At 53.7% G+C, this 25,841-nt stretch carries 26 protein-coding genes and 1 pseudogene; 21 read left to right on the top strand and 6 right to left on the bottom strand.

Going from position 1 to position 25,841, the window contains the following annotated elements; all coding sequences use genetic code 11:
* Nucleotides 1-203: 203 nt before the first annotated feature.
* Together P398_RS0101815 and P398_RS0101810 are read left to right on the top strand one after the other, a co-directional pair.
* Nucleotides 204-2,114: an endonuclease MutS2 gene (locus P398_RS0101815; protein WP_029333897.1), complete on the top strand. Its 1,911-nt coding sequence runs from the start codon at nucleotides 204-206 to the stop codon at nucleotides 2,112-2,114.
* Nucleotides 2,115-2,197: 83 nt separating this feature from the next.
* Nucleotides 2,198-2,911: a hypothetical protein gene (locus P398_RS0101810; protein ID WP_029333896.1), complete on the top strand. Its 714-nt coding sequence runs from the start codon at nucleotides 2,198-2,200 to the stop codon at nucleotides 2,909-2,911.
* A gap of 30 nt (nucleotides 2,912-2,941) precedes the next feature.
* Here P398_RS0101810 and P398_RS0101805 read toward each other — a convergent pair whose 3' ends face one another.
* Nucleotides 2,942-3,505 carry a hypothetical protein gene (locus tag P398_RS0101805; protein ID WP_029333895.1) on the bottom strand — a complete coding sequence of 188 codons (564 nt, stop codon included), beginning with the start codon at nucleotides 3,503-3,505 and terminating at the stop codon, nucleotides 2,942-2,944.
* A 143-nt stretch (nucleotides 3,506-3,648) separates the two neighbouring features.
* Between P398_RS0101805 and P398_RS0101800 the strand changes: the two genes are divergently transcribed.
* The 7 genes and pseudogenes from P398_RS0101800 (at nucleotide 3,649) to P398_RS0101775 (ending at nucleotide 11,181) form a co-directional block, all read left to right on the top strand.
* Nucleotides 3,649-4,299, top strand: a complete 651-nt coding sequence (locus P398_RS0101800) for a response regulator transcription factor (RefSeq protein WP_029333894.1) — start codon at nucleotides 3,649-3,651, stop codon at nucleotides 4,297-4,299.
* Nucleotides 4,296-5,564 carry a HAMP domain-containing sensor histidine kinase gene (locus P398_RS0101795; protein WP_029333893.1) on the top strand — a complete coding sequence of 423 codons (1,269 nt, stop codon included), beginning with the start codon at nucleotides 4,296-4,298 and terminating at the stop codon, nucleotides 5,562-5,564. The genes P398_RS0101800 and P398_RS0101795 overlap by 4 nt, the downstream gene beginning before the upstream one ends.
* Entirely contained in the window at nucleotides 5,555-6,295 is a 741-nt protein-coding gene (locus tag P398_RS0101790; RefSeq protein ID WP_029333892.1) for an AAA family ATPase, read from the top strand. The genes P398_RS0101795 and P398_RS0101790 overlap by 10 nt, the downstream gene beginning before the upstream one ends.
* Before the next feature lie 622 nt (nucleotides 6,296-6,917).
* A pseudogene (locus tag P398_RS16300) lies at nucleotides 6,918-7,391 on the top strand (CAT RNA binding domain-containing protein); the annotation flags it as partial.
* Nucleotides 7,392-7,406: 15 nt separating this feature from the next.
* On the top strand, nucleotides 7,407-7,769 hold the full coding sequence (locus P398_RS17120; protein WP_326932477.1) for a PRD domain-containing protein: 363 nt from the start codon (nucleotides 7,407-7,409) through the stop codon (nucleotides 7,767-7,769).
* A gap of 100 nt (nucleotides 7,770-7,869) precedes the next feature.
* The gene (locus P398_RS0101780) at nucleotides 7,870-9,720 is read left to right on the top strand and encodes a beta-glucoside-specific PTS transporter subunit IIABC (protein WP_029333891.1); all 1,851 of its coding nucleotides are present in this window, start codon (nucleotides 7,870-7,872) and stop codon (nucleotides 9,718-9,720) included.
* Nucleotides 9,721-9,729: 9 nt separating this feature from the next.
* A complete protein-coding gene (locus P398_RS0101775) occupies nucleotides 9,730-11,181 on the top strand; it encodes a glycoside hydrolase family 1 protein (protein WP_029333890.1) in 1,452 nt (483 codons plus the stop codon).
* Nucleotides 11,182-11,299: 118 nt separating this feature from the next.
* Here P398_RS0101775 and P398_RS16775 read toward each other — a convergent pair whose 3' ends face one another.
* Nucleotides 11,300-11,734: a hypothetical protein gene (locus P398_RS16775; protein ID WP_147287423.1), complete on the bottom strand. Its 435-nt coding sequence runs from the start codon at nucleotides 11,732-11,734 to the stop codon at nucleotides 11,300-11,302.
* A gap of 216 nt (nucleotides 11,735-11,950) precedes the next feature.
* On the opposite strand from P398_RS16775, the gene P398_RS16290 reads away from it, so the two are divergent.
* Both P398_RS16290 and P398_RS0101755 read left to right on the top strand, forming a co-directional pair.
* Complete coding sequence (locus tag P398_RS16290; protein ID WP_051638839.1) at nucleotides 11,951-13,468, top strand: sensor domain-containing diguanylate cyclase; 1,518 nt, start codon at nucleotides 11,951-11,953, stop codon at nucleotides 13,466-13,468.
* Nucleotides 13,465-13,959, top strand: coding sequence for a hypothetical protein (locus P398_RS0101755; protein WP_029333887.1), 495 nt, complete (start codon nucleotides 13,465-13,467; stop codon nucleotides 13,957-13,959). The genes P398_RS16290 and P398_RS0101755 overlap by 4 nt, the downstream gene beginning before the upstream one ends.
* Nucleotides 13,960-13,995: 36 nt before the next feature.
* Here the strand turns inward: P398_RS0101755 and P398_RS0101750 are convergent, their stop codons facing one another.
* Complete coding sequence (locus P398_RS0101750; RefSeq protein WP_029333886.1) at nucleotides 13,996-14,868, bottom strand: ROK family protein; 873 nt, start codon at nucleotides 14,866-14,868, stop codon at nucleotides 13,996-13,998.
* Between the two features lie 114 nt (nucleotides 14,869-14,982).
* Between P398_RS0101750 and P398_RS0101745 the strand changes: the two genes are divergently transcribed.
* From P398_RS0101745 to P398_RS0101730, 4 genes are read left to right on the top strand one after another with little or no spacing between them, the layout of a single operon-like run.
* Nucleotides 14,983-15,657, top strand: a complete 675-nt coding sequence (locus tag P398_RS0101745) for an ATP-binding cassette domain-containing protein (protein WP_029333885.1) — start codon at nucleotides 14,983-14,985, stop codon at nucleotides 15,655-15,657.
* A complete protein-coding gene (locus P398_RS0101740; protein ID WP_029333884.1) occupies nucleotides 15,654-16,658 on the top strand; it encodes an ABC transporter permease in 1,005 nt (334 codons plus the stop codon). Before P398_RS0101745 ends, P398_RS0101740 begins: the two co-directional genes overlap by 4 nt.
* A gap of 4 nt (nucleotides 16,659-16,662) precedes the next feature.
* Nucleotides 16,663-17,274: an SAM-dependent methyltransferase gene (locus tag P398_RS0101735; RefSeq protein WP_029333883.1), complete on the top strand. Its 612-nt coding sequence runs from the start codon at nucleotides 16,663-16,665 to the stop codon at nucleotides 17,272-17,274.
* A gap of 16 nt (nucleotides 17,275-17,290) precedes the next feature.
* Nucleotides 17,291-17,953, top strand: a complete 663-nt coding sequence (locus tag P398_RS0101730) for an NAD(P)H-dependent oxidoreductase (RefSeq protein ID WP_029333882.1) — start codon at nucleotides 17,291-17,293, stop codon at nucleotides 17,951-17,953.
* A 39-nt stretch (nucleotides 17,954-17,992) separates the two neighbouring features.
* Here the strand turns inward: P398_RS0101730 and P398_RS0101725 are convergent, their stop codons facing one another.
* Entirely contained in the window at nucleotides 17,993-18,628 is a 636-nt protein-coding gene (locus tag P398_RS0101725; RefSeq protein ID WP_029333881.1) for a nitroreductase family protein, read from the bottom strand.
* Nucleotides 18,625-19,071 (bottom strand): MarR family winged helix-turn-helix transcriptional regulator, encoded by a 447-nt coding sequence (locus P398_RS0101720; RefSeq protein WP_029333880.1) that lies wholly within the window; start codon nucleotides 19,069-19,071, stop codon nucleotides 18,625-18,627. Before P398_RS0101720 ends, P398_RS0101725 begins: the two co-directional genes overlap by 4 nt.
* A 179-nt stretch (nucleotides 19,072-19,250) precedes the next feature.
* On the opposite strand from P398_RS0101720, the gene P398_RS0101715 reads away from it, so the two are divergent.
* The 6 genes from P398_RS0101715 (at nucleotide 19,251) to modB (ending at nucleotide 25,409) form a co-directional block, all read left to right on the top strand.
* The gene (locus P398_RS0101715; RefSeq protein WP_029333879.1) at nucleotides 19,251-21,437 is read left to right on the top strand and encodes a malate synthase G; all 2,187 of its coding nucleotides are present in this window, start codon (nucleotides 19,251-19,253) and stop codon (nucleotides 21,435-21,437) included.
* A complete protein-coding gene (locus tag P398_RS0101710; protein ID WP_024370940.1) occupies nucleotides 21,434-21,730 on the top strand; it encodes a hypothetical protein in 297 nt (98 codons plus the stop codon). The genes P398_RS0101715 and P398_RS0101710 overlap by 4 nt, the downstream gene beginning before the upstream one ends.
* Before the next feature lie 66 nt (nucleotides 21,731-21,796).
* Nucleotides 21,797-23,077 (top strand): isocitrate lyase, encoded by a 1,281-nt coding sequence (gene aceA, locus P398_RS0101705; RefSeq protein ID WP_029333878.1) that lies wholly within the window; start codon nucleotides 21,797-21,799, stop codon nucleotides 23,075-23,077.
* Between the two features lie 146 nt (nucleotides 23,078-23,223).
* Entirely contained in the window at nucleotides 23,224-23,931 is a 708-nt protein-coding gene (gene ric / locus P398_RS0101700; protein WP_029333877.1) for an iron-sulfur cluster repair di-iron protein, read from the top strand.
* Nucleotides 23,932-24,039: 108 nt separating this feature from the next.
* Complete coding sequence (gene modA / locus P398_RS0101695; protein ID WP_029333876.1) at nucleotides 24,040-24,771, top strand: molybdate ABC transporter substrate-binding protein; 732 nt, start codon at nucleotides 24,040-24,042, stop codon at nucleotides 24,769-24,771.
* Nucleotides 24,768-25,409 carry a molybdate ABC transporter permease subunit gene (modB, locus tag P398_RS0101690; protein WP_029333875.1) on the top strand — a complete coding sequence of 214 codons (642 nt, stop codon included), beginning with the start codon at nucleotides 24,768-24,770 and terminating at the stop codon, nucleotides 25,407-25,409. Before modA ends, modB begins: the two co-directional genes overlap by 4 nt.
* Here modB and P398_RS0101685 read toward each other — a convergent pair.
* Nucleotides 25,406-25,777 (bottom strand): DUF3221 domain-containing protein, encoded by a 372-nt coding sequence (locus P398_RS0101685; protein WP_029333874.1) that lies wholly within the window; start codon nucleotides 25,775-25,777, stop codon nucleotides 25,406-25,408. The two genes, modB and P398_RS0101685, sit on opposite strands and share 4 nt — an antisense overlap.
* Nucleotides 25,778-25,841 lie beyond the last annotated feature (64 nt).

Raw genomic sequence — 25,841 nt, 5'->3', positions numbered from 1 at the left:
TGCATGTTAATGAGTGAGGTCGTATCTGCCTAACGAACTGAAAAATGTTGGATGACACGCGTTTTTGTCATGCCTTCATGTTCTGTTACAGATACCGCCCTTCATAAACTGCCAGACACCGGTCTGTCTTTTTGCGTTGGTCGTCATCGGCCGACGCTTTTTGTTTGCGCGGTATCTCCATCACATTTCAAGGAGAGATTCCCATGAACGAACAAACATTAGATAAATTGCAATACAATGAACTCATCCAACGCGTCGAACGCTACTGCATTAGCGGATTCGGGCGAAATCTGTTACGAAAGCAACGACCGACGAACCATTTGCAAACAGTGGGAAAACGGCTGCAAGAGACGTCAGAGGCGCGCGCGATTCTCGATGCGACCTCTCACATCCCGTTCATCGGCGTATCCGACATGGAACCGCTCATCGGGAAAATCAGCCGGGGCATCCAACTCGAGGCGAGCGAACTTGAAGCTGTCGCCGAATTTTTCCGCGGTGCTCGGAAGCTGAAGCGGTTCATGGCCGAGCAAACATTCTTTGCGCCACTTTTATCGGCGTATGCGGGGGAAATGAGCGAGTGGCGCCACATCGAGGAAGACATCACGGCGGCGATTCGAGCCGGCCGTGTGCTCGATGAAGCATCAAAAGAACTAAAACGAATTCGCAAACAAATCGACATTCTCGAAGGTCGGATCGAGGAGCGATTGAACAAGTTTTTAAAAAGTGCCGCCAACCGGGAAGCGATTCAAGACGGTTTCGTGACGAAAAAACACGACCGATTCACGATTCCAATCAAAGCGTCGTATAAGCACAAAATCGCCGGGACGATCGTTGACACGTCGAGCCGTGGCACGACCGTTTTCATCGAGCCGGAAGCAATCAGTAAACTCAATGCGGAGCTCGTCGTCAAACGGACGGAAGAAGCGGTCGAAGTCTATCAAGTGCTCGCGACGCTCACTGGCATGGTGGCGGAAGCGTTGCCGACGATTGAAACGACACTCGACGTCATCTCCCAATACGACATGGTGTTCGCGAAAGGGAAGTATAGCCAAGCCATTGACGGCATCGCCCCGCGTGTGAACGCTGTCGGGAAAATCCGTTTGAAACAAGTGCGTCATCCGTTGCTCGAAGGGGCGGTCCCGCTCGACTTCTCGCTCGGCGAGACGTATCGCGGACTCATCATCACCGGGCCGAACGCCGGCGGAAAAACAGTCGTCTTGAAGACAATCGGTTTGCTTAGTTTGATGACGATGAGCGGGTTCCATATCCCGGCCCATCCGGACACGGATATCTCGACGTTTGACGACGTGTTCGTCGACATCGGCGACAATCAAGACATGGGCTCGGCGCTCAGTACGTTCTCGGCCCATATGCACAACGTGGCGAACATCATGCAGAAAGCGGGGAAACGTTCGCTGCTCCTATTTGATGAGATCGGGAGCGGGACCGAGCCGAACGAAGGTGCGGCCCTCGCCATCGCGATTTTAGAAGAGGCGTACAAACGCGGCTGTCTCGTCGTCGCCTCGACCCATTACGGGGAAATCAAAGCGTACTCGGAGACGCATCCGGACTTCATGAATGCGGCGATGCAGTTCGATCCGGACACGCTCGAGCCGAAGTACCGGTTGTTGATCGGTCAGTCCGGCGACAGTAACGCTCTGTTCATCGCGCGGAAAATGAAACTGCCCGCGAGCATTTTGCAGCAGGCGGAACGCTATATGCATGACAAGACGTATGATCAGTCGCTCGTCGATTCGTCACGACTCACACAAGAAGTCATCCGACCGGTCGTCGAACCGGACGAACGCTTCGAGAAAGGCGACCGGGTCCGCCTGCTCGAGACGAATCAAGTCGGCCTCGTGTACGCGATGGATGAATCGTTGCGTCGCGTCACCGTATATGTCGACGGCGTGTCCGGCGATTATCCGCTCCGCCGCGTCCGACTTGAGGCGAAGGCGATCGACCTTTACCCGGCAGGTTATGACCTTGAGACGTTATTTATCGACTATCGGGACCGCAAGGAAGCCCATGACTTTGCCCGCGGTTCGAAAAAAGCGCTCCGTCGCGTCGAGAAAGAGATTCGGGCACGGCAACGGGCTGAACGGGGCGAATGAGAGTATTAGACAAGGCACTCGGGTAAGGAACAAGGACCGGGAGTCGTCCAATCGTTCGGCTGACGGGTAAGTGTCGGAGGTGGATGAAATTGTTTTGGTTAAGCTTGTTGTTTGCTATCGGATTTGCCTTGATTCATTATTTCTCAGGAAATTTGATTCACGTGCGCGAGACGCCACGCAGTCGTTTTTTGTCTCTCGCTGGCGGTGTCGCGGTGTCGTATGTCTTTTTGCACCTCTTACCAGAGTTGAATGAATATCAAGAACAGTTAGAAGGTCATTTAGGAGACGGGCTTTTCGCGTCGATCGAGAATCATATTCTCGTCGTCAGCATGATCGGCTTGGCCGCATTTTACGGTCTCGAGCGATTGGCCACACAGATGAGCCGGCGCGGGAGCAACAACGTGTTCTGGATTCATATGGCGCTGTTCGTTTTCTATAACTTCAGCATCGGCTACGTGCTCGCCGAGAGTACGTTCGATAACGCGTGGACGATGACGCTTTACTTCTTTGCGCTAGGGATTCATTTCATCACAGTCGATCAAGGTCTGAGGCATCACCACAAAGCGATGTACGATCGGGAAGGACGGCTCTTATTGTCCTTTTCGGTGCTCGTCGGGTGGGGCGTTGGCGCGTTCTCGGCGCTCGATGAATTGACGTTGTCTATCATCGTCGCTTTTTTGGCCGGGGGTATCATCTTGAACGTCATGAAAGAAGAGCTGCCCGAAGAACGGGACAGCAGTTTTCGAGCTTTTGCCGTCGGGCTCGTCGGTTATTCGCTCTTATTGTTGGCCATATGAAAAGGCAACCGCGCGCGGTTGCCTTTTTGCTTACAGTGAATTCGTGCTTTGGTTGTCTACGTTGTCGTCGCTTGAAGGTGTACCCTCATCTGTGTTCGACCCGCCGAATGGACCACCGTGATGTGGGCCGTGTCCGCCTCTATGACGTCCGCCGCCAAAGCCGCGCATCCCGTCTAGGTCGTCATAACTCGTGACGTCAGCGAACCGTTCCTCGTGATCGGTGAGAATCGCGTCCGCCTCATCTTGCGTCAAATCACCGGACTCGACCGCTGCGTCGAGTTTGGCTTCATGAGACGCGATCATCGCTTCGATGAACTGTTCGATGGTGATTCCTTTTGATTCGGCCAACTCAGGAAGTGACTGTCCTTCTTCGCGTGCTGCTTCCACTTCGTCCTCAGTCAAACCGAGCGCCTCGAGTAAGGCGGCTTGTCCGGCTGCCCGGTCACCGAACATCCCGCGCTCCCCGCGTTCACCACGCTCACATTGGGTCGTCGTTTCCGTTCCATCAGTCGTTGTCGTATCGTTCGTGGCGGCATAGACGCCTGTGCCTGAGACGGCAAGCAGGCCGGCCAGTGCGATTGCTAATTTATTCATGTCAATCTCCTCCTTTACTACCTCAAGTGTAGGGCGCGACCGTTCAAAAGTTGTGAGGGAGTTGCAAGGTTTTTGCAAATTGTCTTTGGGAAACGATGGGGTCTGTTTCCCGATACGATATAATGAAAGTGGAGGCGATAGAGATGAACGTACTCGTGGTCGAAGATGAACCGAAATTGGCGGACGGGCTCGCCCGCTTTCTGACGTATGCTGGTTTTCACGTTCGTGTGGCCGGTACGCTCGCCGAGGCGAAGCGACAGCTTGAGCAACCGTTCGATGCGGTCCTCCTCGACGTGCGCTTGCCGGACGGGGAAGGGTGGACGCTCATCCCGAAACTGAAGGCGTTGAAGCCTGCTCCTGTCATCATCTTGGCGACGGCACGGGGCGAGGCGGATGACCGTGTGTTCGGACTCGAACTCGGGGCTGACGATTATTTGGTCAAACCGATTGTATTGAAAGAACTCGAAATCCGCCTGAAGCGTCTCGTCAAACAGACGGACGAAATCTCGTTCGGCGACATGACGGTGGACGCTCGCTCCCGGACAGTGACCGATGACGGCCGTGCGATTCGCATGACGAATAAAGAGTACGAGTTGTTGCTTTACTTTTTGAAGCATAGCGGAGAAGCCATCGATCGGAATCGTCTGCTCGATGACGTGTGGGACTACACGTTCGCCGGGGACACCCGGACGGTCGACACACACGTCAAACAGTTGCGCGACAAGTTGCCGACGATGAAACGGCAATTAAAGACGGTGCACCGCGTCGGCTATCGATTGGAGGATATCCGATGAATCGATTGATGAAGAAGTTACTCGTCATGGCGATTTTGCCGCTTACGGTCATGGCCGTGCTCACGTTCGGGCTAACGTCGCTGCTGATTGGTCGCTTTGCCGAGACCGAAAGCTATACTCAACTCGGGCGGGAAGCTGATATTGTCTACGATGCGCTCATGGACGGTCGGGGCATCCCTGGACAGTTCGATGTCGTCGTGTTTCGAGACGGGGAACGGCTCGACCTTGAGCGGGGCGGCCGGATGCATCGCCATATGACACCGTTTCTGAACCCGGACGTATTAAGTGAACGAGACCAAATTCGTATGAACGGAACAAACCTGCTCACGTTCAAACTTGAGGAAGGTGATTTGCAAATTGTGACGTATACGACCGCACCGTTGGCAAATCCACAGTTTCGCCAAATTTACGTCATTCTTGGGAGCGGTTTTTTGTTCGCGCTTCTCGTCGCCATCGGCATGACGTATTGGATGAGCAAGCGTTTGACGACCCCGCTCGTCAAATTGAAACAAGCGACCGCCTCCATCATGTCGGGCCGGCACGATCTCACGCTACCGCCGGTTACCGACGATGAGATTGGTGATTTGACGGAAGCGGTCCGGCAGATGAACATGTCGCTCGAAGAAAAAGAGCGGCTACAGAACACGTTCATCTCCGGGGTCACGCATGACGTTCGCACCCCGCTCGCCATCGTGCGAAACGAGGCGGAGATGCTTGAACTCGGAGTCGTCAAACAAGAAGACGTGGCCGCGACCGGACGGAGCATGACCGAGGAGGTCGACCGCATCGACCGGCTCGTCACCGAAATGCTCGAGTATTCAAAATTATCCGCGAACAAGTTGACGCTTACGATCGAGTCTATTTATATGGACGAATTGATGGAAGAGACCGTTTCACGGATGAAAGAATGGTTCAGTGAAAAGAAAGTGACGGTCGCGCTCGACCTTGAAAGGGTGGCTGCTCAAGTTGACCGAGTGGCGATGGAGCGGATTTTGTCGAACTTTCTTCAAAACGCCTATCACGCCAGCCCGGTCGGCGGCGTGATCACAGTCCGGCTCACAGAGCGACGGCTCGAAATCGAGGACGAGGGGCCGGGCATTCCAGAATCGATGCGGAACAACATATGGGATATGTATGTGAAAGGTGACCGCTCGAACGGGCATGGACTCGGTCTTGCTATCAACAAGCTGTTGCTCGAGGCGCAAGGGTTGTCGTACGGGGTTGAATCACGAGAGGGGGCGGTCTTTTGGATCGAATGGAATTGAATCTGTTTTTACGAGGCGTAAGATTAGAACGGGACCGAGTCGAGTCCCCGGGCTATCCGTTCTCACTGCCGATCTTTCAAAGGTTCAACGAGTTGACGCTGACCCAGCCGGTCACGTTTCTCGTCGGGGAGAACGGGAGCGGAAAATCGACGTTGATTGAAGGGATAGCCATCGCCGCCGGGTTCAACCCGGAAGGCGGAGCGACCTCGTTTCGGTTTGAGACCGATTCGACACATAGTTCGTTGTTTGAAGCGCTTCGGCCAATCCGGGGCGCGTATCGGCCGGAAGACGGCTTTTTTCTTCGTGCCGAGACGGCGTATCAATTGTCGAGCTACGTTGATGAGATTGCGCGCTCGAGTCCGGACCCGGAACGGTTTTACGCATCGTACGGAGGTCGGTCGCTTCATGAACAGTCACATGGGGAAGCGTTCCTTTCGCTCATGTTGCATCGCTTCCGGGGGCGTGGTCTCTATATTTTAGATGAACCCGAGGCCGCGCTGTCGCCGATGCGACAATTGACGATGCTCGCCCGGATGCATGAACTTGTGCAGTCGGGGAGCCAGTTCATCATCGCCACCCATTCGCCGATCCTCATGTCTTATCCTGACGCTGACATCCTTCAAGTCGAGACGGGACTCGAACCGACGTCGTTCGATGAGCTCGAACACGTTCGGGTCATGCGAGACTTTTTGGCGGCCCCGGAACGGATGCAACGTATCTTATTCGAATGAAACGGTCATCGTTTGACACTCCCACGATTGAAACCGTGGGATTCTGAAGTGCTTGTGCGAGCGCAGTCCATTTCTGTTTTGCTCAAGCCTTCAGATGAAGGTGTGCCATCACCCCTCCTGAGACAGACCATATAGGTTCTCAGGCTGATGGACTGTTACCATCCACCACAGGTCGTTGCAGGTGTGTCCACCTGATGTTTTAGCGTCTTTTACGTGACGACAGGCATCGTTTTACCGGTCACATGTTTTCGTGACCGAACCGGATACGATTCTCAAGGTGCGATGGACACGGGCGTTTTAGAGACTTGTACTTGTCTATGGAATATATATACCCGAATGTCGGACGTTCTTCACATCCGAACTCACTTTCATCCCATGCCTAAAGGCGGCTATGCCCGGTATCGGCTTTCCCGTTCGTAAAATCTGTAAGCGTTTTATTTTTCTGTTGACGTCAAGATATCAACGGAGTATGCTAAGGACGAGAAGAAGAAAATCCACTTTGGGATTGTTACTGGTCATGCAGGCAAAACCTAAATTGATGCCGATCATCCAAATTTGGGGACCGGTGTGAATTTAGGTTTTTTTCTTTTCAATCGACCCTGAGCGGAGGTGAATTGATTCCATGCACATTTCAAAAGTGTTCAACAACAACGTCGTGGCTATTCAAGCGAACGGTCAAGAACAAGTCGTCATGGGACGAGGGATTGCGTTTCAAAAGCGGCCAGGTGACGCGATTGACCAAGCACGAATCGAAAAAATCTTTACGCTCGAGAGTAAAGAGAGCCACGAACGGTTCGTCCATTTTTTAAATGAGATGCCGGCTACAGAGATGGATACGGTCAAAGAAATTGTCAAGCTGGCCGAGACGAGACTCGAAAAGACGGTGCACGACTCGCTTTACGTGACGCTCGCCGACCATATTCATTTCGCCCTCAGTCGTTATCGCGATGGAATCGTCATCCGAAACCCGCTCGTTTGAGAAGTGAAACGGTTTTATGGACCTGAATTTTCAATCGGGAAAGAAGCGGTCGCACTCATCAATGAGCGGCACGACGTCGTCCTCGATGAAGATGAGGCCGTCGCCGTCGCCCTGCACCTCGTCAATGCGACGATGTCTGGCGCGAAGGGAGAGAACTTACACCTCGTCACCGAGATGACGAAAGCGACCCAAGCGATCCTTACAATCATCACGTATCATTTTCAAATCGACTTGGATGAAGAGTCACACGCGTACTCTCGGTTCTTGACCCATCTCAAATATTTCGTTCAACGGCTCGCCTCGAAAGAGACGTTTAAGACCGGAGGCGATGAGACGCTGTTTGAGATGGTGAAGCTGCGCTATCCGGACGCCTATGAATGTGTCGAGAAGATTGCGGGATTGATCGCCTCGAAATACAACTATGAGGTGTCGACCGACGAACGGCTCTACATGATGATCCACATCGAAAACTTAATGAAAGAACGACGATCCTAAGGATGGTTACTGATGATTCAGGCCAAACCTAAATGACGCTACGCGATGTAGACGTTCATTTAGGTTTTTCTTTTTACCTCAAACTGAAGGAGTGAGCAAGATGAGCCAATACAAGGCCCTCGCCGACGATATCATTCGTCACGTCGGCGGGAAAGACAACGTCAAGAGCGTGTTCCACTGTGCGACACGGTTACGTTTCAAATTGAAAGATGAAAAAAAGGCCGATCCAGAGACACTGAAACAACACGATGGCGTCATCACGGTCGTTCAAAGCGGCGGCCAGTTCCAAGTCGTCATCGGCAACAACGTGCCGTACGTCTATCAAGATGTCGTCGCAGCCGGAGGTTTTCAAACGTCTTCGAATGAGGAAGAAGAGAAGACGGGCGTGTTCAATCGCTTGATTGATGTCATCGCCGGCATCTTCACCCCGATTCTCGGTCCGATGGCCGGGAGCGGGTTGTTGAAAGGGTTGCTCGCCATTCTCGTCGCCCTCGGTCTCCTCACGCAAGACATGGGCACGTACATCGTCTTGAACGCAGCGGCCGACGCGCTCTTCTACTTCTTACCGGTCATCCTCGGACACTCGGCCGCGAAGAAGTTCGGTGGGAATCCATATATCGGGATGATCATCGGGGGCGCGCTCGTCTATCCGGCTATCGTCGCGATGCAAGGTGCCGGCGAGACGCTCACGTTCCTTAACTTGCCGGTCGTGTTGATGAGCTATGCGTCTTCGGTCATTCCGATTATCTTGGCGACGTACGTCTCGTCAAAAGTGGAGACGTTCTTCAACAAACGGACCCATGAAGCGGTCCGGAACTTCACGACGCCGATGATGGCGCTCTTAATCGTCGTCCCGCTCACGTTCCTCGCCATCGGACCGGTCGCGACGTATGCGAGTCAAGGACTCGCGAACGGTTACTCGTTCCTTTACGGATTAAGTCCGATCGTCGCCATCGCGTTCATCGGCGCGTTCTGGCAAGTGCTCGTCATGTTCGGGCTCCATTGGGGACTCGTGCCGATCGTCATCAACAACTTGGCGGTCGTCGGGATGGATACGATCGTCGTCGGTGTGCTCATGGCGACGTTCGGTCAAGTCGGGGCGACGCTCGCCATCACGCTGAAAGCCCGTGACCCGAAAACGAAAGGGCTCGGCACATCCTCTTCCATCGCGGGTGTGTTCGGAATCACGGAACCGGCGATTTACGGCTTGACGCTCCCACGGAAAAAGCCGTTCGTCTTCGGGATGATCGGTGGGGCGGCCGGCGGTGTCGTCGGCGGGATGCTCGGTACGGCAGCGTACGCGATGGGTGGACTCGGTGTTTTCAGCGTCCCGGTCATGATCCCAGCGACAGGTCTTGATATGACGTTCTATGGCGCTTTGATTGGTATGGTCGTCGCGACGGTCGTCTCGTTCGGCTTGACGTACGTGTTGCATAAAGAAGTGGCACCGACAGAAACGCCGCGCGTCGAATCGGCACCTGTCTTGACCGACCACGTGGGCACGCCTGTCTCCTCACCGGTGAAAGGGGAGGTCGTCGCCCTCGACACGGTTCGGGATGAAGTGTTCTCGAGCGGGGCGATGGGCAAAGGGGTCGCCATCATGCCGAGTGAGGGCGTCGTCTACGCACCGTTTGATGGAGAAGTCATCACGATTTTCCAGTCGAAACATGCGATCGGCCTCCGCTCGGACAGCGGAGTGGAAGTACTCGTTCACGTGGGGCTCGACACCGTTCAGCTTGAAGGACAACATTTTGAGGCGCACGTCGAGAACGGGCAACGGGTGAAAGCGGGGGACGTGCTCGTCACGTTTGACTTAGAGGCAATCACGAAAGCCGGTTATGACACGATCACGCCGGTCATCGTCACGAACACAGGGAACTACTTGGACGTCTTACCGACACATGTCGGCGTCGTCGAACCGAATCATGACGTCTTGCGCGTCTTAGCCTAAAAGGAGGAAATGAACATGAAACAAGTAGCGAAGAACTTTTTATGGGGCGGCGCCACAGCGGCCAACCAATTCGAAGGCGGATATGAAGAAGGTGGCAAGGGGCTATCGATTGCGGATGTGATGCCAGGCGGGAAAGACCGGATGCGAATCATTCACGATCCGTCGTTCGATTTTGCTCTCCACGAAGACTATACGTACCCGAACCATGAGGGAATCGACTTTTATCATCGCTATAAAGAGGACATCGCCTTGTTCAAGGAGATGGGGTTCAAGACGTTCCGGATGTCGATCGCCTGGTCGCGCATCTTCCCGAACGGAGACGAGCTCGAGCCGAACGAGGAAGGTCTCCAATTTTACGATCGGGTCATCGATGAGCTCGTCGCACAAGGAATCGAACCGCTCGTCACCATCTCACACTATGAGATGCCGCTCCACTTGGCGACAGCATACGGAGGTTGGCGTGACCGTCGCCTCGTGACGTTCTTCGAGCGCTATAGCCGTGTCTTGTTCGAACGTTATCAAGGCAAAGTCAAGTATTGGCTCACGTTCAACGAAATCAACGGCGCCCAGTTCATGCCGATGCTCAGCCTAGGGATGGCGATCCGTGAAGGGGACGACCAGTTGCAGTTGACGTACCAAGGACTTCACCATCAGCTCGTGGCGAGCGCACTCGCGACGAAGGCGGCCCGCGAGATTGATCCCGCGGCGCAAGTCGGCTGCATGCTCATCGCGGCGCCGGTCTATCCGTACAGCTCGAACCCGGAAGACATCTGGTACGCGCATGACGCCGAACGGATGATGAACTTCTTCTGTGGCGACGTGCACGTGCGCGGTGAATATCCGTCGTTCGCGAAACGCTTCTTCCGTGAGAACGGGATTGAGCTCGTCATCGAAGACGGGGACCTCGATACATTGAAAGCGAACACGGTCGACTTCTTCTCGCTCAGCTACTACATGTCACGGACGGAGAAGGCGGAGAAGACGGAAGACGAGGCAGCCGGGAACATCATGAGCGGCGTCAAAAATCCGTATCTTCAAGCGAGCGACTGGGGTTGGGAAATCGATCCGATGGGACTTCGCGTCATCTTGAACAAACTGTATGAGCGCTATGAGCTCCCGCTCTTCATCGTCGAGAACGGTCTCGGGGCGTACGACAACGTCGAAGCGGACGGTTCGGTCCATGACGATTATCGCATCGAGTACTTGCGTGACCATTTGAAGGCGATGGTCGAGGCGATTGAGGACGGGGTCGACGTCATCGGCTACACGAGCTGGGGCAGTATCGATCTCGTCAGTGCATCGACGGGTGAATACAGCAAACGGTACGGATTCATCTACGTCGACAAGCATGACGACGGGTCGGGGACGCTCGAGCGTTCACGGAAAGATTCGTTCTTCTGGTATCAAGACGTCATTCGGACGAACGGGGCAAGCCTGTTCGAAGATGAGACGGTAAAATAAAAAAGAGCGGCCACGGCCGCTCTTTTTTATGACTTGGTTATTTTGCGCAAGAAGATAATGGCGAGGCTGATGCCAAACGCAATCAACATGTACGTAGCGATTTCCGTCCATACATCCATCACACGTCCTCCTCGACGAAGACGGCGAGCTCGCCTTGTGGCATGGCGACGAGCAAGTATTGGTCTCCCCCGAGCGGGCGGGCGTCCCCAGCCTGCCAACTCTCGAACTGTTCATGGAAACCGTTGATGAATAATGTGTTGCCAGACTCGAACGTCAATTCGAGATGTGGGTGCTCATCGCCTAGGTGGACGTGATGGACGCGTTCGCGTCGCAACTGGATCAGACGCTCCAATTGTAAGCCTTCATCGAAAGGGGCATCGGCAGTGTGAACGTGCCACGGTCCTTCAATGGACAGCCATGTCTCGTGATTACTTCGTTTGAAGTAGAGTAGGTGGTGATTCGGGCCGGAGCCGAAGTCGATACCAACGAAAGCTGCGGTATTGAACAGGTGTATTAATATCTTTGATGCTTCTTCATATTCGGTGCGGGTCACGCTTCCACCTCACTTAGTTGGGCTAGGTATTTCTATCATTTCACGTTAGTGCGCTAAAGTATAGGGAAAGATTATGTAAAATATCGGAGTGGGTTTGTTGGAAAATCCTTCAAGGAACTTAAAAGTTTGGTCAGTGATTGGGCAAACATTGTCCCGGTCACATCGAATCGCACTATAATATAAATTGAGATGATTTTTATGAAATGAGGGGGAGCGATGATATACGGTATATGGATTGGTGGCATCGTCGTGATCACATTCGTCATCAATTTACTTCGGTTGATGACGACACCGTCGTTGAATCGTTGGCTGCTTGTCGGGGCAAGCAGTCTCGTCGTCATTTGGCACGGGATGTTGTTCGATTTCTACGATTTTCATTGGTCGGTGCTCCTCCTCATCGTGACGGGGCTTGTTTGCTTTCAAGTAAAAGGGATGTTGACGGCAATTGTTGTCAGTTGGCTTCTCGTGTACAGTCAATCCGGGACGCTGTCGTTCCCGTTACTGCTTAGTTATGTCTTTTTCGGTCTCGGAGCTGCGCTTTTATTCGGTTACATCCAGCAGTTAAAGCGAGAACGATCAGAACGGTTGCGTATGTTGACGGCGAGCTCACGGCAGTTGAACGTCTTCCGGGAAGTCAGCTTTACGATGCAGGACACGCTCGACTTGGACCGCTTGTTACAAACGATATTGACGTCGGTGACGGCCGGGCACGGGCTCGGTTTCAACCGCTCTATCATTTTCTTTGCCGATCCTGAAAAAGATAGTATTTACGGCGTCATGGGCACCGGACCGATGAATCCGGAAGAAGGATATCAAATTTGGGAAGAAATTACCCGCCAACATTATGACCTGCAAGATTTGATTGATGAAAAAGAGACGGATGCGACGCACGACGAGCAATTGAATGAACGGGTTCGAAAGATGACGATTCCGTTTAACGACGAGCACGCGTTCAGACGAACGCTCGATTCGGGACGGCCGCTCCACGTCTATGCGAGCATTACCGACGACCCGGTGCTTAGATTGCTACATACGGAATTACAGATGGACGAATGCACGATTTTCCCGCTCCATCATCAAGGCATCCCGTACGGTCTGCTCGTCATCGATAACGTCGTCAACAAGAAACCGATCACACCGCAAAAAATCGACGGGGTACGGCCGATTGCGGAACAGGCTTCGTTGGCGTTGCACCAGACGACGCTCTACCAACGGATTGAAACGCTCGCCCTTCGTGACGGTTTGACCCGTTTGAAAAATCACCGTTCGTTCGAGCAAGACTTGGACGTGTTGTTCCGTGAGTGCGAGGACGAGGAGTTATCGCTCATCGTCATGGATATCGACCATTTCAAACAGTACAACGATACGAACGGACACTTGGCAGGAAACGAGCTATTGACGCGGCTCGCGAGTGTCATCCGGCGCAGCGTACCGGACGAGCAAATGGCGTATCGGTTCGGGGGCGAGGAGTTCGTCGTCCTGTTGCCGCGCTTTGACGAAGTCGAGGCGTCGCATGTGGCCGAGAGGATTCGGACCGCCGTTCTGCAGACCCGTTTCACACATGGGGAGACACAACCGGGCGGGCAGTTGACGCTCAGTTTCGGTGTCGCCTCGAAACATACGCTCTTGCATCAAACCGGTGAACAGCTGATTGAATGCGCCGACCAAGCGCTTTATGCGGCCAAGTCACGCGGGAAAAATCAAGTGTGCCGCTGGGAAGGGGTACCGTTATGAGTGAGTTCAGTGTCATGATCATGGTTGTCGTCTTCGTCGGGACTTTGTTGTTCACGAGCCGTCCGTGTTACCGGCTGATTTTGCGTTCGATTGCCAAACGGGAGGCCGCGCGTTTGAACGTCTCGTTACAGGACGTGTCGTTCTCGTTCGATCAAATGGTTTACTTTATCGCCTTGCCGACGACAGTCCCGGAGGCTCGTGACGCCTCGAGAGACGAGCTCGTCATCGAGCCGTACTATGAATCGTATTTCTTTCCGGAAGTGAACGGGGTCCAAGTGTCTGTGAAGTCAGGGCAAGACACGATTGCGATCGCCTATTTGCCGCTAGGAGACTTCAGTTTGCCAATCCTTGATCGATACGTGGAGACGGGAGTGATCGACGAGCGAACGAACCGAATCATCCGGGCCCATATGATCATCCATGAACGGACGTCTCGTGCCATCCGCGACGAGGTGTATCATCAGCTTCACGAAGACCGAATAGCACAATAAAAGGGCTTTGTTCACTCGAGGTGAACGAAGCCCTTTTCATGCATTCAACATATGGAATCGGGCCGCCCCGATCAAGTTCGCCTCGTTGAAATGCTGACACGTCTCGACATCGATTCGGAACGTTCCGAACGCGTCGCACAGTTCATCGAGATGGCGCTTGATCCCGTCCCGTACTTCAGGACGACGGCTAATGCCGCCGCCGATCAAAATACGTTCCGGGTCCAAGCTGAACTGGATGTTGTAAATACCGATCGCGTTCCAACGATAAAATCGCTCCAACTCCTCTTGAACGACCGGGGCGGTTTGGAGTTCGAAGATGTCTTTTCCAGTCAACGGCCGGCCGAGACGGTCGCTGCACCGCTTGACGAGGACGGCGGTGGCGCCGACTTTACTCCACGTGCCGTCCGGATGGGGAAGTGACGGGTCGAGAATCCAATAACCGAACTCGCCACCATGGAAGTGGGAGCCGATCATCACCTCATTTTTATCGATGAACGCTCCGCCGATACCCGTTCCGATGACGACGGTCGCATAGCGCGCTGTAGAAGCGGCTCCCCCGGTCCAGCCTTCGGCGAGTGCCGCCGCGTTGGCGTCATTCAAGACGGTGACGGGCAAGCTGTAGCGGTTTTTGAACGCCTGTAAGAACGGACGGTCGTGAATGTAAGGCAACGCGCTGATTCCATGAATCACGCCGCTCGCCGAATCGACGGCTCCTGGTGCGCTGATGGCGATACCGGCAATCGACGTTTCAGCAGGTGTCTCGTTAAATATCAAATCGACTTGTTCAAGCAAGCCGTCCCACGTCGCAGGGGTGGGGACGTTTTTGTTCGACAGCAAGGTTCCGTCGGATTGGACGATTCCGTATTTGATGCTCGTTCCGCCGATGTCGATGGTCAAGTAATGTTGCATATGGCTCTACTCCTTTATTCTTGGGGTGACAAGCGTTATTATGCCACATTTTTGAGAAGTGATATGATAGATACAGAAAAATACACAGAATCTCACGATATTGGGAGGAGTTCGATGGACGTTCATATACAGCGTGCCGGCTATGAGTCCGGAGAAGCCGTGATTGAAGAAATCGAGTTCGAGGTTCATCCTGGAGAGATCGTCGGGATGATCGGGTCGAACGGGGCCGGTAAGAGCACGACCATCGCCTGTCTCACCGGGACGATCCCGTGGATGCGCGGAACGGTGGATAGCGGAAGTTACGCCTACATTCCTGAGCAACCGATTTACTATGACTATTTGACGCTCGCTGAACATATCGCGCTCGTCACGGAACTGACGGAAATCGAGACATCGACACGGACGAACAGGTTACTCCAATTGTTTCGGTTGGAGTCGGTGCAGCACGACTACATCGCCTCGTTTTCGAAAGGGATGAAACAAAAAGCGATGATCCTCTTGGCGCTCATTCAAGAGGCGGAGTTTCTTCTCGTCGATGAACCGTTCGTCGGCCTCGACGCGACGACGACGATCCAGTTGCTCCGCCTGCTCGAAGAAGAGCGGCGCCAAGGCACGGGCGTCCTCCTCGTAACCCATGTGCTCGATACGGCAGACAGGTTATGTGACCGTTTCGTCTGGATCGATAACGGGCGCATGCTCGCGAGCGGGACGAAACAAGAAATCCGGACCAGCCTACAAACTGCCGGTGAGTCGTTGTTCGATATGATGGAAGACGTGGCCATGCGATGACGGTCCGAGACGTATGGGTTCGGCGTGTCCGGACACATCTCATAAATCAATGGAAGACGTGGCGGCTTGTTTTTGATTGGACAATCGTCCTGTATGGGGTCATCCCGTTCGCGCTCTTTCTCGGCTATCAATACGCATTGATTTGGCAAGGCGCCTACGCATGGCTTCTAGACGTCCCGATGCTCGCGTGGGCAGCCGTCCTCCTCTTGATTCAGTTGCAAGACAACTTCTTCGCATGGGTCGAGCGAGCGGACGTCACGATTGTCGCGAATCGTGACTTGGTCTCGGCATTGAAACGCTATTCGATCGGGTATCACCTTGTCGGCATGGGAATGAAGTACATGCTCGTCCTCGGACTGTTGGCACCGGTACTCAAGCTTCACGGATGGCCGATCGTCTCGCTCTTCGCATTCGGTTTCGCGCTCTTGCTCGTGGCGTGGCTTCACATGTGGTTGCGCTATCTTCTAGATATGAGCCGGACCCATTGGTCACTCCGGCTCCTCGTACCTGTCGTCGCGTTCTTCTCCACGTATGCGCTGCTCACGGATTTGCCGCTACTCGCGGTCGTCCTCGGCAGCGGAAGTGTCGCCTTTGCGCTTCTTGCGGGGGAGGGCTGGCTTTCGCGCCACCCGTATATTGGCCGCGAAGTCGAGCATGCCGCCAACGTCCGTACGTCGTTTGACCGTTCACTGTTATCGACGTCAGGCGTGTTTGAAAAACCGAACTTGCGAAAGCGTCCCTATTATCGACCCGAAGCGAAGCGGTTTGGCTCGGTTGAGCGTACGCTTGCGATCTTGCTGTACATGCGGACGCCGAGCCACCGCAACTTGTGGTTGCGGCTCATCCCGCTCGCGGTCACAGGGTTTCTACTCGTGCCGAGCTGGTTCAAGCTCGTGATCCCGTTGTATATCGGATATGTGATCTGGCAAGAGCGGAGCGCGTTTCTGACAGAGATGAAACGGCATCCGTTCTTTCGTACCATCGAAGGAAGGAAGAAATGATGAGATGACTGAACAACAATATGAACGACTGCTTCAAATCGAGACGGCGAAACCGCAACAAGGTTTTCCGGCCTCGGTCGAATATCATCGGTACGAGCCGACGCCGTATGAGGCGCTCGATTTACTGCGGGACGCATATCCGCTCGCTTCAACCGACACGGTCGTCGATTTCGGTTCCGGAAAAGGGCGTCTCCCGTTTTACTTTGCCTACACGTTCCGCGTCCGGGCGATTGGCGTCGAAATGGATGGCGGCTATCATGAGGCCGCACTTGAAAACTGGATGAATTATGCGAAAAAGCATCGAACGCGCGGGAGCGTTCAACTCGTCCGCGAGTACGCCGAACGATTTCTGATTCCGCCCGAGGCGAACCGATTTTATTTCTTCAATCCGTTCTCGGTAAACGTGTTCCGCGAGGTCGTCGGCAATATCATTGATTCGGTGGAACTTTCGCCACGTCCGGTCGATATCATCTTGTACTATCCAGCTGACGAATACTTGCACTTTCTAAACGACGAGACGCCGTTCCGCTACGTGCAGGACGTGCGGTTGCCGCTCAAGAATCTTCATGAGCGGTTTCTAATTTATCGTTTTGATATGATGGAATCATCTTGGTGAATGAGGAGTGAAGTGGATGAAGAAGAAAGACATTTTGGAAGCGTACCGTTGGCGTCAAGCGACGAAAGAGTTCGATGCGGATCGCAAGATCGATGAGGACGATTTTGAATTCATCTTGGAGACGGGCCGATTGTCACCAAGCTCGTTCGGATTCGAGCCGTGGCAGTTCGTCGTCGTCCGTCGTGAAGATTTGCTCCAAAAGATCAAACAGCAGGCTTGGGGAGCCCAAGGACAAGCGCTGACGGCGAGTCATTTCGTCTTGATTTTAGCGCGCACCCCTGAGGCGATGCGCTACGACTCGGACTATATCCGTCACATCGTCACGGACGTCCAAGGACGGACCGAGGAGGAGTATGCGCAACGAATCAAGCGTGTGCAGGCGTTCCAAGAAACCGATTATCGTCTCCTTGACGATGAGCGTGCGTTCCAAGAGTGGATCAAGCGCCAGACGTATATCCCGCTTGGTAACATGATGACGGCCGCAGCCCAAATCGGGATCGACTCGTGCCCGATCGAAGGGTTCAATCAAGCCGAAATCGACGAGTTGCTGATTTCAGAAGGGGTCATGGAACGAGGGGCGTGGTCCCTTTCGGTCATGGTCGCGTTCGGACATCGGGCCCGCGATTTCGCACCGAAGACACGGCGTGAATTCAACGAGGTCGTCAAATATATCGGATGAAAAAAAAGCTCAATCGCCTCGAAGCGATTGAGCCTTTGCTTATTTCCAGTCTGTGATGCGGTCGATTGGGAAACGGACCGATGGGTAACCTTCTTCTGCGGCCTTCCCGATTGAGAGGAGCATGACCGGGAGGTAGCGCTCTTTTTCAAGACCGAACGCTTCGGCGATGTTCTTCTTGTCGTAGCCACCGATCGGGTTCGTATCGTAGCCGTGGGCACGGGCGACGAGCATGAGCTGCATCGCGACGAGACCAGAATCGAGCAAGATGCTGTCTTTGATCGCTTCGTTCGGTGCGTCTTTAAAGATGCCTTTGATCATATCGACTTGACGGTCACGGACTTCTGGCGGCATGAGGCCACGCTCGACGGCCGTATCAAAGATCTCTTCCGTGTAATCGGCCATTTGATAGTCAGCGAAGATGGCGATCACGGCTGCAGACGTCTCGACTTGGCGCTTGTTGAAGCTCGCAAGCGGGAGAAGTGTTTCTTTCCCTTCGGCACTGTCGATGACGACGAAGCGCCATGGCTGCAGATTGAGGGAAGACGGGGCGGTCGTCGCTTCCTCGAGGATTTGTGTCATCTCATCTTTTGAGATTTTGACGCTCTCATCGTAGACACGGATTGAGCGGCGTCCTTTCACAATCTCCATAAAGTCTTTCTGTGTCGTCGTATTCATATTAAAGTCTTCCTTTCATGTTGAATGTTGTGTTGTAACGTGTTTAACAGGTCGAGCAATTGCTGTTGCTCCTCTACCTTCATGTTTACAAAAAGTCGGTCCGACAAGCACTTCTTTTGCTCGGTCCAATGTGCGATCTTGTCTCGACCGAGGTCAGTCAAGTCGACATAGATGACGCGATTGTCTTGGGGACAACGTTCACGAGCGATCAGCCCTTGTGCTTCAAGTTGTTTCAAGTGGCGTGTGATAGCGGCATGATCGACATCGACCCGCTGTTGCAGCTCGCGTTGACGAAGCGGACCGACGTGATTCAAGTTGTTCAAAATATCATATCGGCTCAGGCTCAGGCCATCCATTTCTGAATCGAACAGTTGACTGAGTTCTTTTTGTACAGTGATGATGTTGTAGAGAATTTGGTCGCTAGGCGAACAAGAGTCGCGCATCGATAATCCCCCTTAACTGATTGATAACTCAATCATTGATAGCTCATGTAATTCATCCTAACGTCTTTGTCGCCAGGTCGCAAATAAAAAGTTTTAAAAACGTGTTGCCAAACTGTTATATAATAGTTTATATTAAAGTCAACTGATATATAACAATGAATACGAGAGGATGTGAAGGCTTGGAACAGTATAAGCAAATAGGAACTTATCGCGTACATCGGCAGCTGCTCGACTTCGTTTCGGCTCGTGTATTGCCGGAAGCAGCAGAACACCATCCATTTTGGCAAGGGGTCGAACGCATACTTGACGAGTTCATTCCTCGAAATGAGACGTTGCTCCAAGAACGTGAGTCGTTTGAGCGACTGTTACAGGAATGGTACAGCGACCATAAACACAATGTTGAAGTGAACGAGTACGAACGTTTCCTTCGATCGATCGGTTACATCGAGCCGGTCGTCCAGGACTTCCAAATCGACGTCTCGAACGTCGACTCGGAGATCGCACAAAAAGCCGGACCGCAACTCGTCGTCCCGCTCGACAATGCGCGCTACGCCTTGAACGCGGCCAACGCGAGGTGGGGAAGTCTCTACGATGCCTTATACGGCACTGACGTGATCGATGAGTCGGACGGTGAAAAGACGAAAAGTTATAACCCGACCCGAGGTGCGGCCGTCATCGCCTACGCCAAACAGTTTCTCGACGACACGTTCCCGCTCCGTGAAGGGACGCATCGCGAGGCAGAAGGATACAGCATCGAGGGCGATGCCGCTTATGCCGTCCTAGACGGGAAACGTGTTCCGTTCCAACAGCACTGTTTCGTCGGCTACGAAGGTTCTCCTGAATCGCCTGACCGTCTGCTGCTCGTCCATAACGGCCTTCATGCCGAGCTGAAATTCGATCGTCATCATCCGGTCGGGAAGAGCGATCCGGCAGGGCTCGTCGACATTGAGCTCGAATCGGCATTATCGGCGATCGTCGACTGCGAGGACTCGGTCGCGGCCGTCCGGGCTGAAGACAAAGTTCACCTTTACGAAAACTGGCTCGGATTGATGGACGGCACGCTCGAGGCCACGTTCAAAAAAGGGGACCAGTCGCTCACGCGGACGTTGAATCCCGACCGTCATTACATCGGGACGGGCGGACGTGAAGTCGTGTTGCCGGGACGAGCCTTGCTCTTCATCCGAAACGTCGGTCATTTGATGACGACAGATTTGATTCTGGACGGGGAAGGGCGTGAAGTGCCCGAGGGGATCGTGGACGGCATATTCACCGCCTTGATCGCAAGCCGTCACTTGGATGCGAACCGAAATTCTCGTGAACGCTCCATCTATATCGTCAAACCGAAGATGCACGGTTCAAAAGAAGTCGCCTTCACGAACGATTTGTTCGACACCATCGAGGACTTGATCGACGTGCCGCGCCATACGATCAAGGTCGGGGTGATGGATGAAGAGCGGCGGACGTCGCTCAACTTGAAGAATTGCATCCATCAGGTGAAAGGGCGTGTCGTCTTCATCAACACTGGCTTCCTCGATCGAACCGGGGACGAGATTCACACGTCGCTCACGCTTGGGCCGATGCGCCGAAAGGGCGAGATGAAGACGTCAGAGTGGCTTGACGCCTACGAACGTTTGAACGTTCGCGTCGGACTCGGGGCAGGTTTTCATCGCCGCGGCCAAATCGGCAAAGGGATGTGGGCGATGCCGGACCGGATGAATGACATGATGCGGGACAAGGTCAATCACGTCCGATCAGGTGCCACGACAGCATGGGTGCCATCACCGACAGCGGCGACACTCCATGTGCTGCATTACCATCAAGTCGACGCATCCGGTGTCCAACGTGAGCTATTGGACGAACCGTTCGACACAGAGGGCGAACAGCGACGTCTCCTCGAGATCCCGTTGGCGACGAACGAGTATACGGCAGAAGAAGTGAACGAGGAGCTCGAGAACAACTTGCAAGGGTTGCTCGGTTACGTCGTCCGCTGGGTCGAGCAAGGGGTCGGCTGCTCCAAAGTGCCGGACATTCACCACATCGGGTTGATGGAAGACCGGGCGACGCTCCGCATCTCGAGCCAACACGTGGCCAATTGGCTGTATCACGGTGTCTGTACGAAAGAACAAGTGGAAGCGACGCTCCGGCGTATGGCCGAGGTCGTCGACGCGCAAAACGCGGGAGACCCGCAATATCGGCCGATGACGCCTGACGTGGGACGCTCGCTTGCCTATCAAGCCGCGAGAGACTTGGTGTTCCAAGGAACGGACTCGCCGAGCGGGTATACGGAACCGATCTTACATCGGCGCCGTCGTGAATTCATCGAACAGTCGACACGGGAAAATGTAAAAGGAGGAGCATCATCATGACAACGAAAAAACTTGAAAGTGAACAATTGATTGAACGCTGGGTCGTCCGCCGCATCGTTTCGGGAGAATCGACAGCGACGCTCGCCAACACGGCGTTCGTCTACGGGAACGACTTGATGCGTCTCGTCCTCGATCGGACAGACGGTTCACTTCAAATCACGAGAGAACCGGTCGAAGAAGTCGTCGTCTTCCGCAAGCCGGAAGAGCGCGATGAAGAGAACGTCTGCCGCTGTTGCGGGATGGAGCACTCGACGTTCAAGTCGGCGCTTGAGTGCTGTGCTTACTTGGATTAAGTGTGCATCATCTGTTATATAACAAAAGATAATAAAAATAAATAATATAATACAGGAGGAATGAAAATGAACGAACAGCGCAAACAACTTGAGGAAATGCTTCAATCAGAACGGTTTGACGGGGTTGAGCGTCCGTATGGGATCGACGACGTGATGAAACTTCGCGGATCAATTTTGATCGAACACACGCTCGCGGTGAGAGGGGCGGAACGGCTATGGGAACTGCTCCATGAGCGCGATTACGTGCATGCCCTCGGTGCCCTCACGGGGAACCAAGCGATCCAACAAGTGAAAGCGGGGTTAGAGGCCATTTACTTAAGCGGCTGGCAAGTCGCTGCCGATGCGAACCTTTCCGGGCATATGTATCCGGATCAAAGCCTGTATCCGGCCAACTCCGTGCCGAGTGTCGTGAAACGGATCAATCAGGCGCTACAACGGGCCGACCAAATTCAAACGGCGGAAGGGAAAGGCGACACGCACTGGTTCGCCCCGATCGTCGCTGATATGGAAGCCGGGTTCGGCGGAGTGTTGAACGTCTTTGAACTGACGAAAGCGATGATTGAAGCGGGAGCGGCCGGTGTCCACCTCGAAGACCAACTGTCTTCGGAGAAGAAGTGCGGACACCTGGGCGGAAAAGTGTTGCTGCCGACACAGACGGCCGTGAAGAACTTGATTGCGGCCCGCCTCGCGGCGGACGTCATGGGCGTGTCGACGATCATTGTCGCCCGGACGGACGCGCATGCGGCGAACTTGATCACGAGCGATATCGATCCGGTCGACCACCCGTTCATCGTCGGTGACCGGACGCCGGAAGGGTTTTACCGGACCGAAGCGGGCATCGAACAAGCTATCGCCCGCGGTCTCGCCTACGCCCCGTACGCCGACCTCGTCTGGTGCGAGACGTCGGAGCCAGATTTGGACGAAGCGCGCCAATTCGCGGACGCGATTCACGCCAAGTATCCGGGAAAACTGCTCGCCTACAACTGCTCGCCTTCGTTCAACTGGAAGAAGAAGCTGTCGGATGACGAGATCGCCACGTTCCAACAAGAAATCGGGGCGATGGGCTACAAGTTCCAGTTCGTCACGCTCGCCGGTTTCCACTCGCTCAACTTCGGCATGTTCGAGCTCGCGCGCGGATATAAGGACCGCGGTATGGCTGCCTACTCCGAGTTGCAACAAGCCGAGTTCAGTGCTGAACAGCATGGCTACACGGCGACACGTCACCAACGGGAAGTCGGGACCGGGTACTTCGATGAGGTGTCGCTCGTCATCTCCGGAGGTCAGTCGTCAACGACGGCACTTGCCGGATCGACCGAGGCAGAGCAGTTTGAAACACCGTCCCATTAAGCGATGCCCCTCAGCAAGAGGGGTTTTTTTGTGTCCAAATTCGGAATGCGGACGTCCTATTCATTGAAATGTGACGTTTTTCACATTATTGCTGTCAAACTCTTGCTACGCTGAACGTGTCAAAATGAATATGGAGGTTATGACAGATGACACAGACATTCACGGGCGATACGCACGTATCTGAAATCGTCAAACAATGCCCACAAGCGGCAGACATTTTCAAACGAAACCGAATCGATTTTTGTTGCGGTGGTAATCGGCCGCTCGCTGAAGCGACAGACAAATCGAAGCGGTCGACGGAAGACATTCTAGAAGAAGTCAATGCGCTTTATCAACGCAAGCAAGAGATGAACGAGAAGAGCATCGATTGGGATGCCGCGTCTTCTTCGGAATTGATCGAGCATATCATCTATAAACATCACCAGTTTTTGACGGACGAATTGCCACAGCTTACACCATATGTGACAAAAGTGTTTCGGGTCCACGGACAAAACCATCCGCACCTCGGGCGCATCCATCAACTGTTCAATCAATTGAAGGTGGAACTGGAACAACACATTGTCAAAGAAGAGACGGAAGATTTCCCGACGTTGCTTCGTCACGAGACGGCACCGACGGTTGAAACGAAACAGGAGCTTGATGACATATTGGTTTCACTCGAGTCAGAGCATGCGGCCGCCGGTGACATTTTGAAAGAGTTGCGTCACATCACGAACGACTATACGCCGCCTGAAGGTGCGTGTGGGACGTATCGTCTTGTTTACCAACGTTTAGAGGCGCTCGAGTCAGATACGTTCGAACATATTCATCTCGAGAACAACATTTTATTCCCGCGGGCGCGCACGTTCGCTTAAGCAAGGGCACACCTCTACTCACGTGGGGGTGTCTTTTTGTGACGTTTGATACAGATAGGAGTCGAATCAATCGGTACGATGAAGTGAGAAGCAAAGGAGTGATGAATCATGAAACGGGTGAGTGGGGTCATCATCGGGGTGACGGTCGCTTTGTTATTAACTCAAGTCTGGTCGAGTCCGGCTCATGAAGAGACTGTGACCATTTTGGCGGCTGCAAGCTTAGGACCGGCTTTGGAAGAGGTCGAACGGCAACTTGAAGCGGAACTCGATGGGGTCGATGTTCGGGTCGTGACGAACGGGAGCGGCGCCTTGCGAGCCCAAATCAATCACGGCTCTCCCGCGGATATCTTTTTGGCCGCAAGCGTTGACGATGTCGACCGATTGCACATCCCGATTCTAGAGCGAGATGTGTTCTTGCATAACGAGTTGTGGGTCGTTACACCGAAAGGAAAACCGTGTGCGGAGACGTGGGACGACTTACATACGTGCGCTCGCATCGTCATCGGTGACCCGGTGAACGTCCCGGCCGGGCGGTACGCGAAAATAGCGCTAGAAAGGGAAGGAGAGTGGGAACAAGCGGAGCCTCGAATGATGTTCGCTCAGAATGTGAGACAAGTGTTGACGCTCATCGAACAAGGCGACGCGAATGCAGGATTCGTCTATAAGACGGAGTTGACGACAGACGTCGAGGCGATTCAGTCGGTCCCGCTTGAAGCGACGGGCCTGATCTCGTATCCGGCGGTCCGCTTGACGCATGAATCTCATGTGCGAGATGTGTACGCTCGTCTGTTTGATGACGATATCCAAGCCTACTTTTTCGCGAGAGGATTTTCCAAATGACGCAATCTCCACTTCAGCTCACGTTCGAAGTCGGGATGATGGCGACGATGAGCGCCTTCGTTCTCGCCTTCGGGTCGGCCTATTTCATGCATCACCGTCAGTTCAAAGGGAAACGGCTACTCGAGACGATCTTTTTATTACCGCTCATCTTGCCGCCGACGGTCATCGGATTGTATGCCTTGATCATCCTTGGCAACAACGGGATTGGCGGGTTCTTGCCGATCACCATCCTGTTCACAAAACAGGCGAACGTCATTGCGTCGGCGTTAGCCGCATTCCCGCTCATCTATCAAACGATTCGGCTCGGGCTCAAACAGCTTGATGCAGAATGGTATGAGGCCGGACGCGTGCTCGGCGGGTCAGAGCGGCAACTGTTCACGTACGTGACGATCCCGCTCTTGTTACCTGCGTTGACGAGCGGGTTCGTCCTCGGATTCGCTAGATCGATCGGTGAATTTGGGATCACGATGATGATTGCGGGAAACATCCCAGGCGAGACGATGACACTCGCCACAGCGATTTATATGGCGACGATCAACGGCGATATGACCCAGGCACTCATCTGGAGCGGGTGGTTGGTCGGGTTGGCATTTTTAGTGTTATGGCTCAGCGAACGTTACGGTAAGCGCCAATATTAGTCGATCACATCGACTTTTTTCACATAAGACCGGTTCGGAGTATTTAAGATGCTCGGACCGGTCTTTTTCCAAAGGTGAACATGGTCGCCGACTTTGATTTGATCGAACGTCGACTTGACTTGGAACTTGTACCAGCTCACGTTTTCGGACCCGGTCAAGGCGAATAGCGTGTCAGCGTTTAAGTTGGCTTCTTCCGCACTTATGCCGCTGATGATGAGGGCGGTGCGGTCCGATTCATTCACTTCAATGACATAACCGTCAACGTCGGGTTCGGTCGTCGCCCGATTGGCGAAGACAAAACCGATGGAAAAAACGATGAGCATGGACATGATGGTAAAAAATAAAAAGATTTTAACGGATGATTTCATAGGAAGTCCCCCTTCGTTCATTATTCTGTCACGTCTCGAATCGCTTATCTGTGAAAAAAGTAAC

Source organism: Exiguobacterium aurantiacum DSM 6208 (assembly GCF_000702585.1).
GTDB classification, from domain to species: domain Bacteria; phylum Bacillota; class Bacilli; order Exiguobacteriales; family Exiguobacteriaceae; genus Exiguobacterium; species Exiguobacterium aurantiacum.
This window is presented reverse-complemented; position numbering and strand designations above follow the sequence as displayed.

Coding starts and splice junctions, on each gene's coding strand:
- P398_RS0101815 (WP_029333897.1), top strand. CDS start 204: ATGAACGAACAAACATTAGATAAATTGCAATACAATGAACTCATCCAA.
- P398_RS0101810 (WP_029333896.1), top strand. CDS start 2,198: ATGAAATTGTTTTGGTTAAGCTTGTTGTTTGCTATCGGATTTGCCTTG.
- P398_RS0101805 (WP_029333895.1), bottom strand. CDS start 3,505: ATGAATAAATTAGCAATCGCACTGGCCGGCCTGCTTGCCGTCTCAGGC.
- P398_RS0101800 (WP_029333894.1), top strand. CDS start 3,649: ATGAACGTACTCGTGGTCGAAGATGAACCGAAATTGGCGGACGGGCTC.
- P398_RS0101795 (WP_029333893.1), top strand. CDS start 4,296: ATGAATCGATTGATGAAGAAGTTACTCGTCATGGCGATTTTGCCGCTT.
- P398_RS0101790 (WP_029333892.1), top strand. CDS start 5,555: ATGGAATTGAATCTGTTTTTACGAGGCGTAAGATTAGAACGGGACCGA.
- P398_RS17120 (WP_326932477.1), top strand. CDS start 7,407: ATGTCTGGCGCGAAGGGAGAGAACTTACACCTCGTCACCGAGATGACG.
- P398_RS0101780 (WP_029333891.1), top strand. CDS start 7,870: ATGAGCCAATACAAGGCCCTCGCCGACGATATCATTCGTCACGTCGGC.
- P398_RS0101775 (WP_029333890.1), top strand. CDS start 9,730: ATGAACATGAAACAAGTAGCGAAGAACTTTTTATGGGGCGGCGCCACA.
- P398_RS16290 (WP_051638839.1), top strand. CDS start 11,951: ATGATATACGGTATATGGATTGGTGGCATCGTCGTGATCACATTCGTC.
- P398_RS0101755 (WP_029333887.1), top strand. CDS start 13,465: ATGAGTGAGTTCAGTGTCATGATCATGGTTGTCGTCTTCGTCGGGACT.
- P398_RS0101750 (WP_029333886.1), bottom strand. CDS start 14,868: ATGCAACATTACTTGACCATCGACATCGGCGGAACGAGCATCAAATAC.
- P398_RS0101745 (WP_029333885.1), top strand. CDS start 14,983: ATGGACGTTCATATACAGCGTGCCGGCTATGAGTCCGGAGAAGCCGTG.
- P398_RS0101740 (WP_029333884.1), top strand. CDS start 15,654: ATGACGGTCCGAGACGTATGGGTTCGGCGTGTCCGGACACATCTCATA.
- P398_RS0101735 (WP_029333883.1), top strand. CDS start 16,663: ATGACTGAACAACAATATGAACGACTGCTTCAAATCGAGACGGCGAAA.
- P398_RS0101730 (WP_029333882.1), top strand. CDS start 17,291: ATGAAGAAGAAAGACATTTTGGAAGCGTACCGTTGGCGTCAAGCGACG.
- P398_RS0101725 (WP_029333881.1), bottom strand. CDS start 18,628: ATGAATACGACGACACAGAAAGACTTTATGGAGATTGTGAAAGGACGC.
- P398_RS0101720 (WP_029333880.1), bottom strand. CDS start 19,071: ATGCGCGACTCTTGTTCGCCTAGCGACCAAATTCTCTACAACATCATC.
- P398_RS0101710 (WP_024370940.1), top strand. CDS start 21,434: ATGACAACGAAAAAACTTGAAAGTGAACAATTGATTGAACGCTGGGTC.
- aceA (WP_029333878.1), top strand. CDS start 21,797: ATGAACGAACAGCGCAAACAACTTGAGGAAATGCTTCAATCAGAACGG.
- ric (WP_029333877.1), top strand. CDS start 23,224: ATGACACAGACATTCACGGGCGATACGCACGTATCTGAAATCGTCAAA.
- modA (WP_029333876.1), top strand. CDS start 24,040: ATGAAACGGGTGAGTGGGGTCATCATCGGGGTGACGGTCGCTTTGTTA.
- modB (WP_029333875.1), top strand. CDS start 24,768: ATGACGCAATCTCCACTTCAGCTCACGTTCGAAGTCGGGATGATGGCG.
- P398_RS0101685 (WP_029333874.1), bottom strand. CDS start 25,777: ATGAAATCATCCGTTAAAATCTTTTTATTTTTTACCATCATGTCCATG.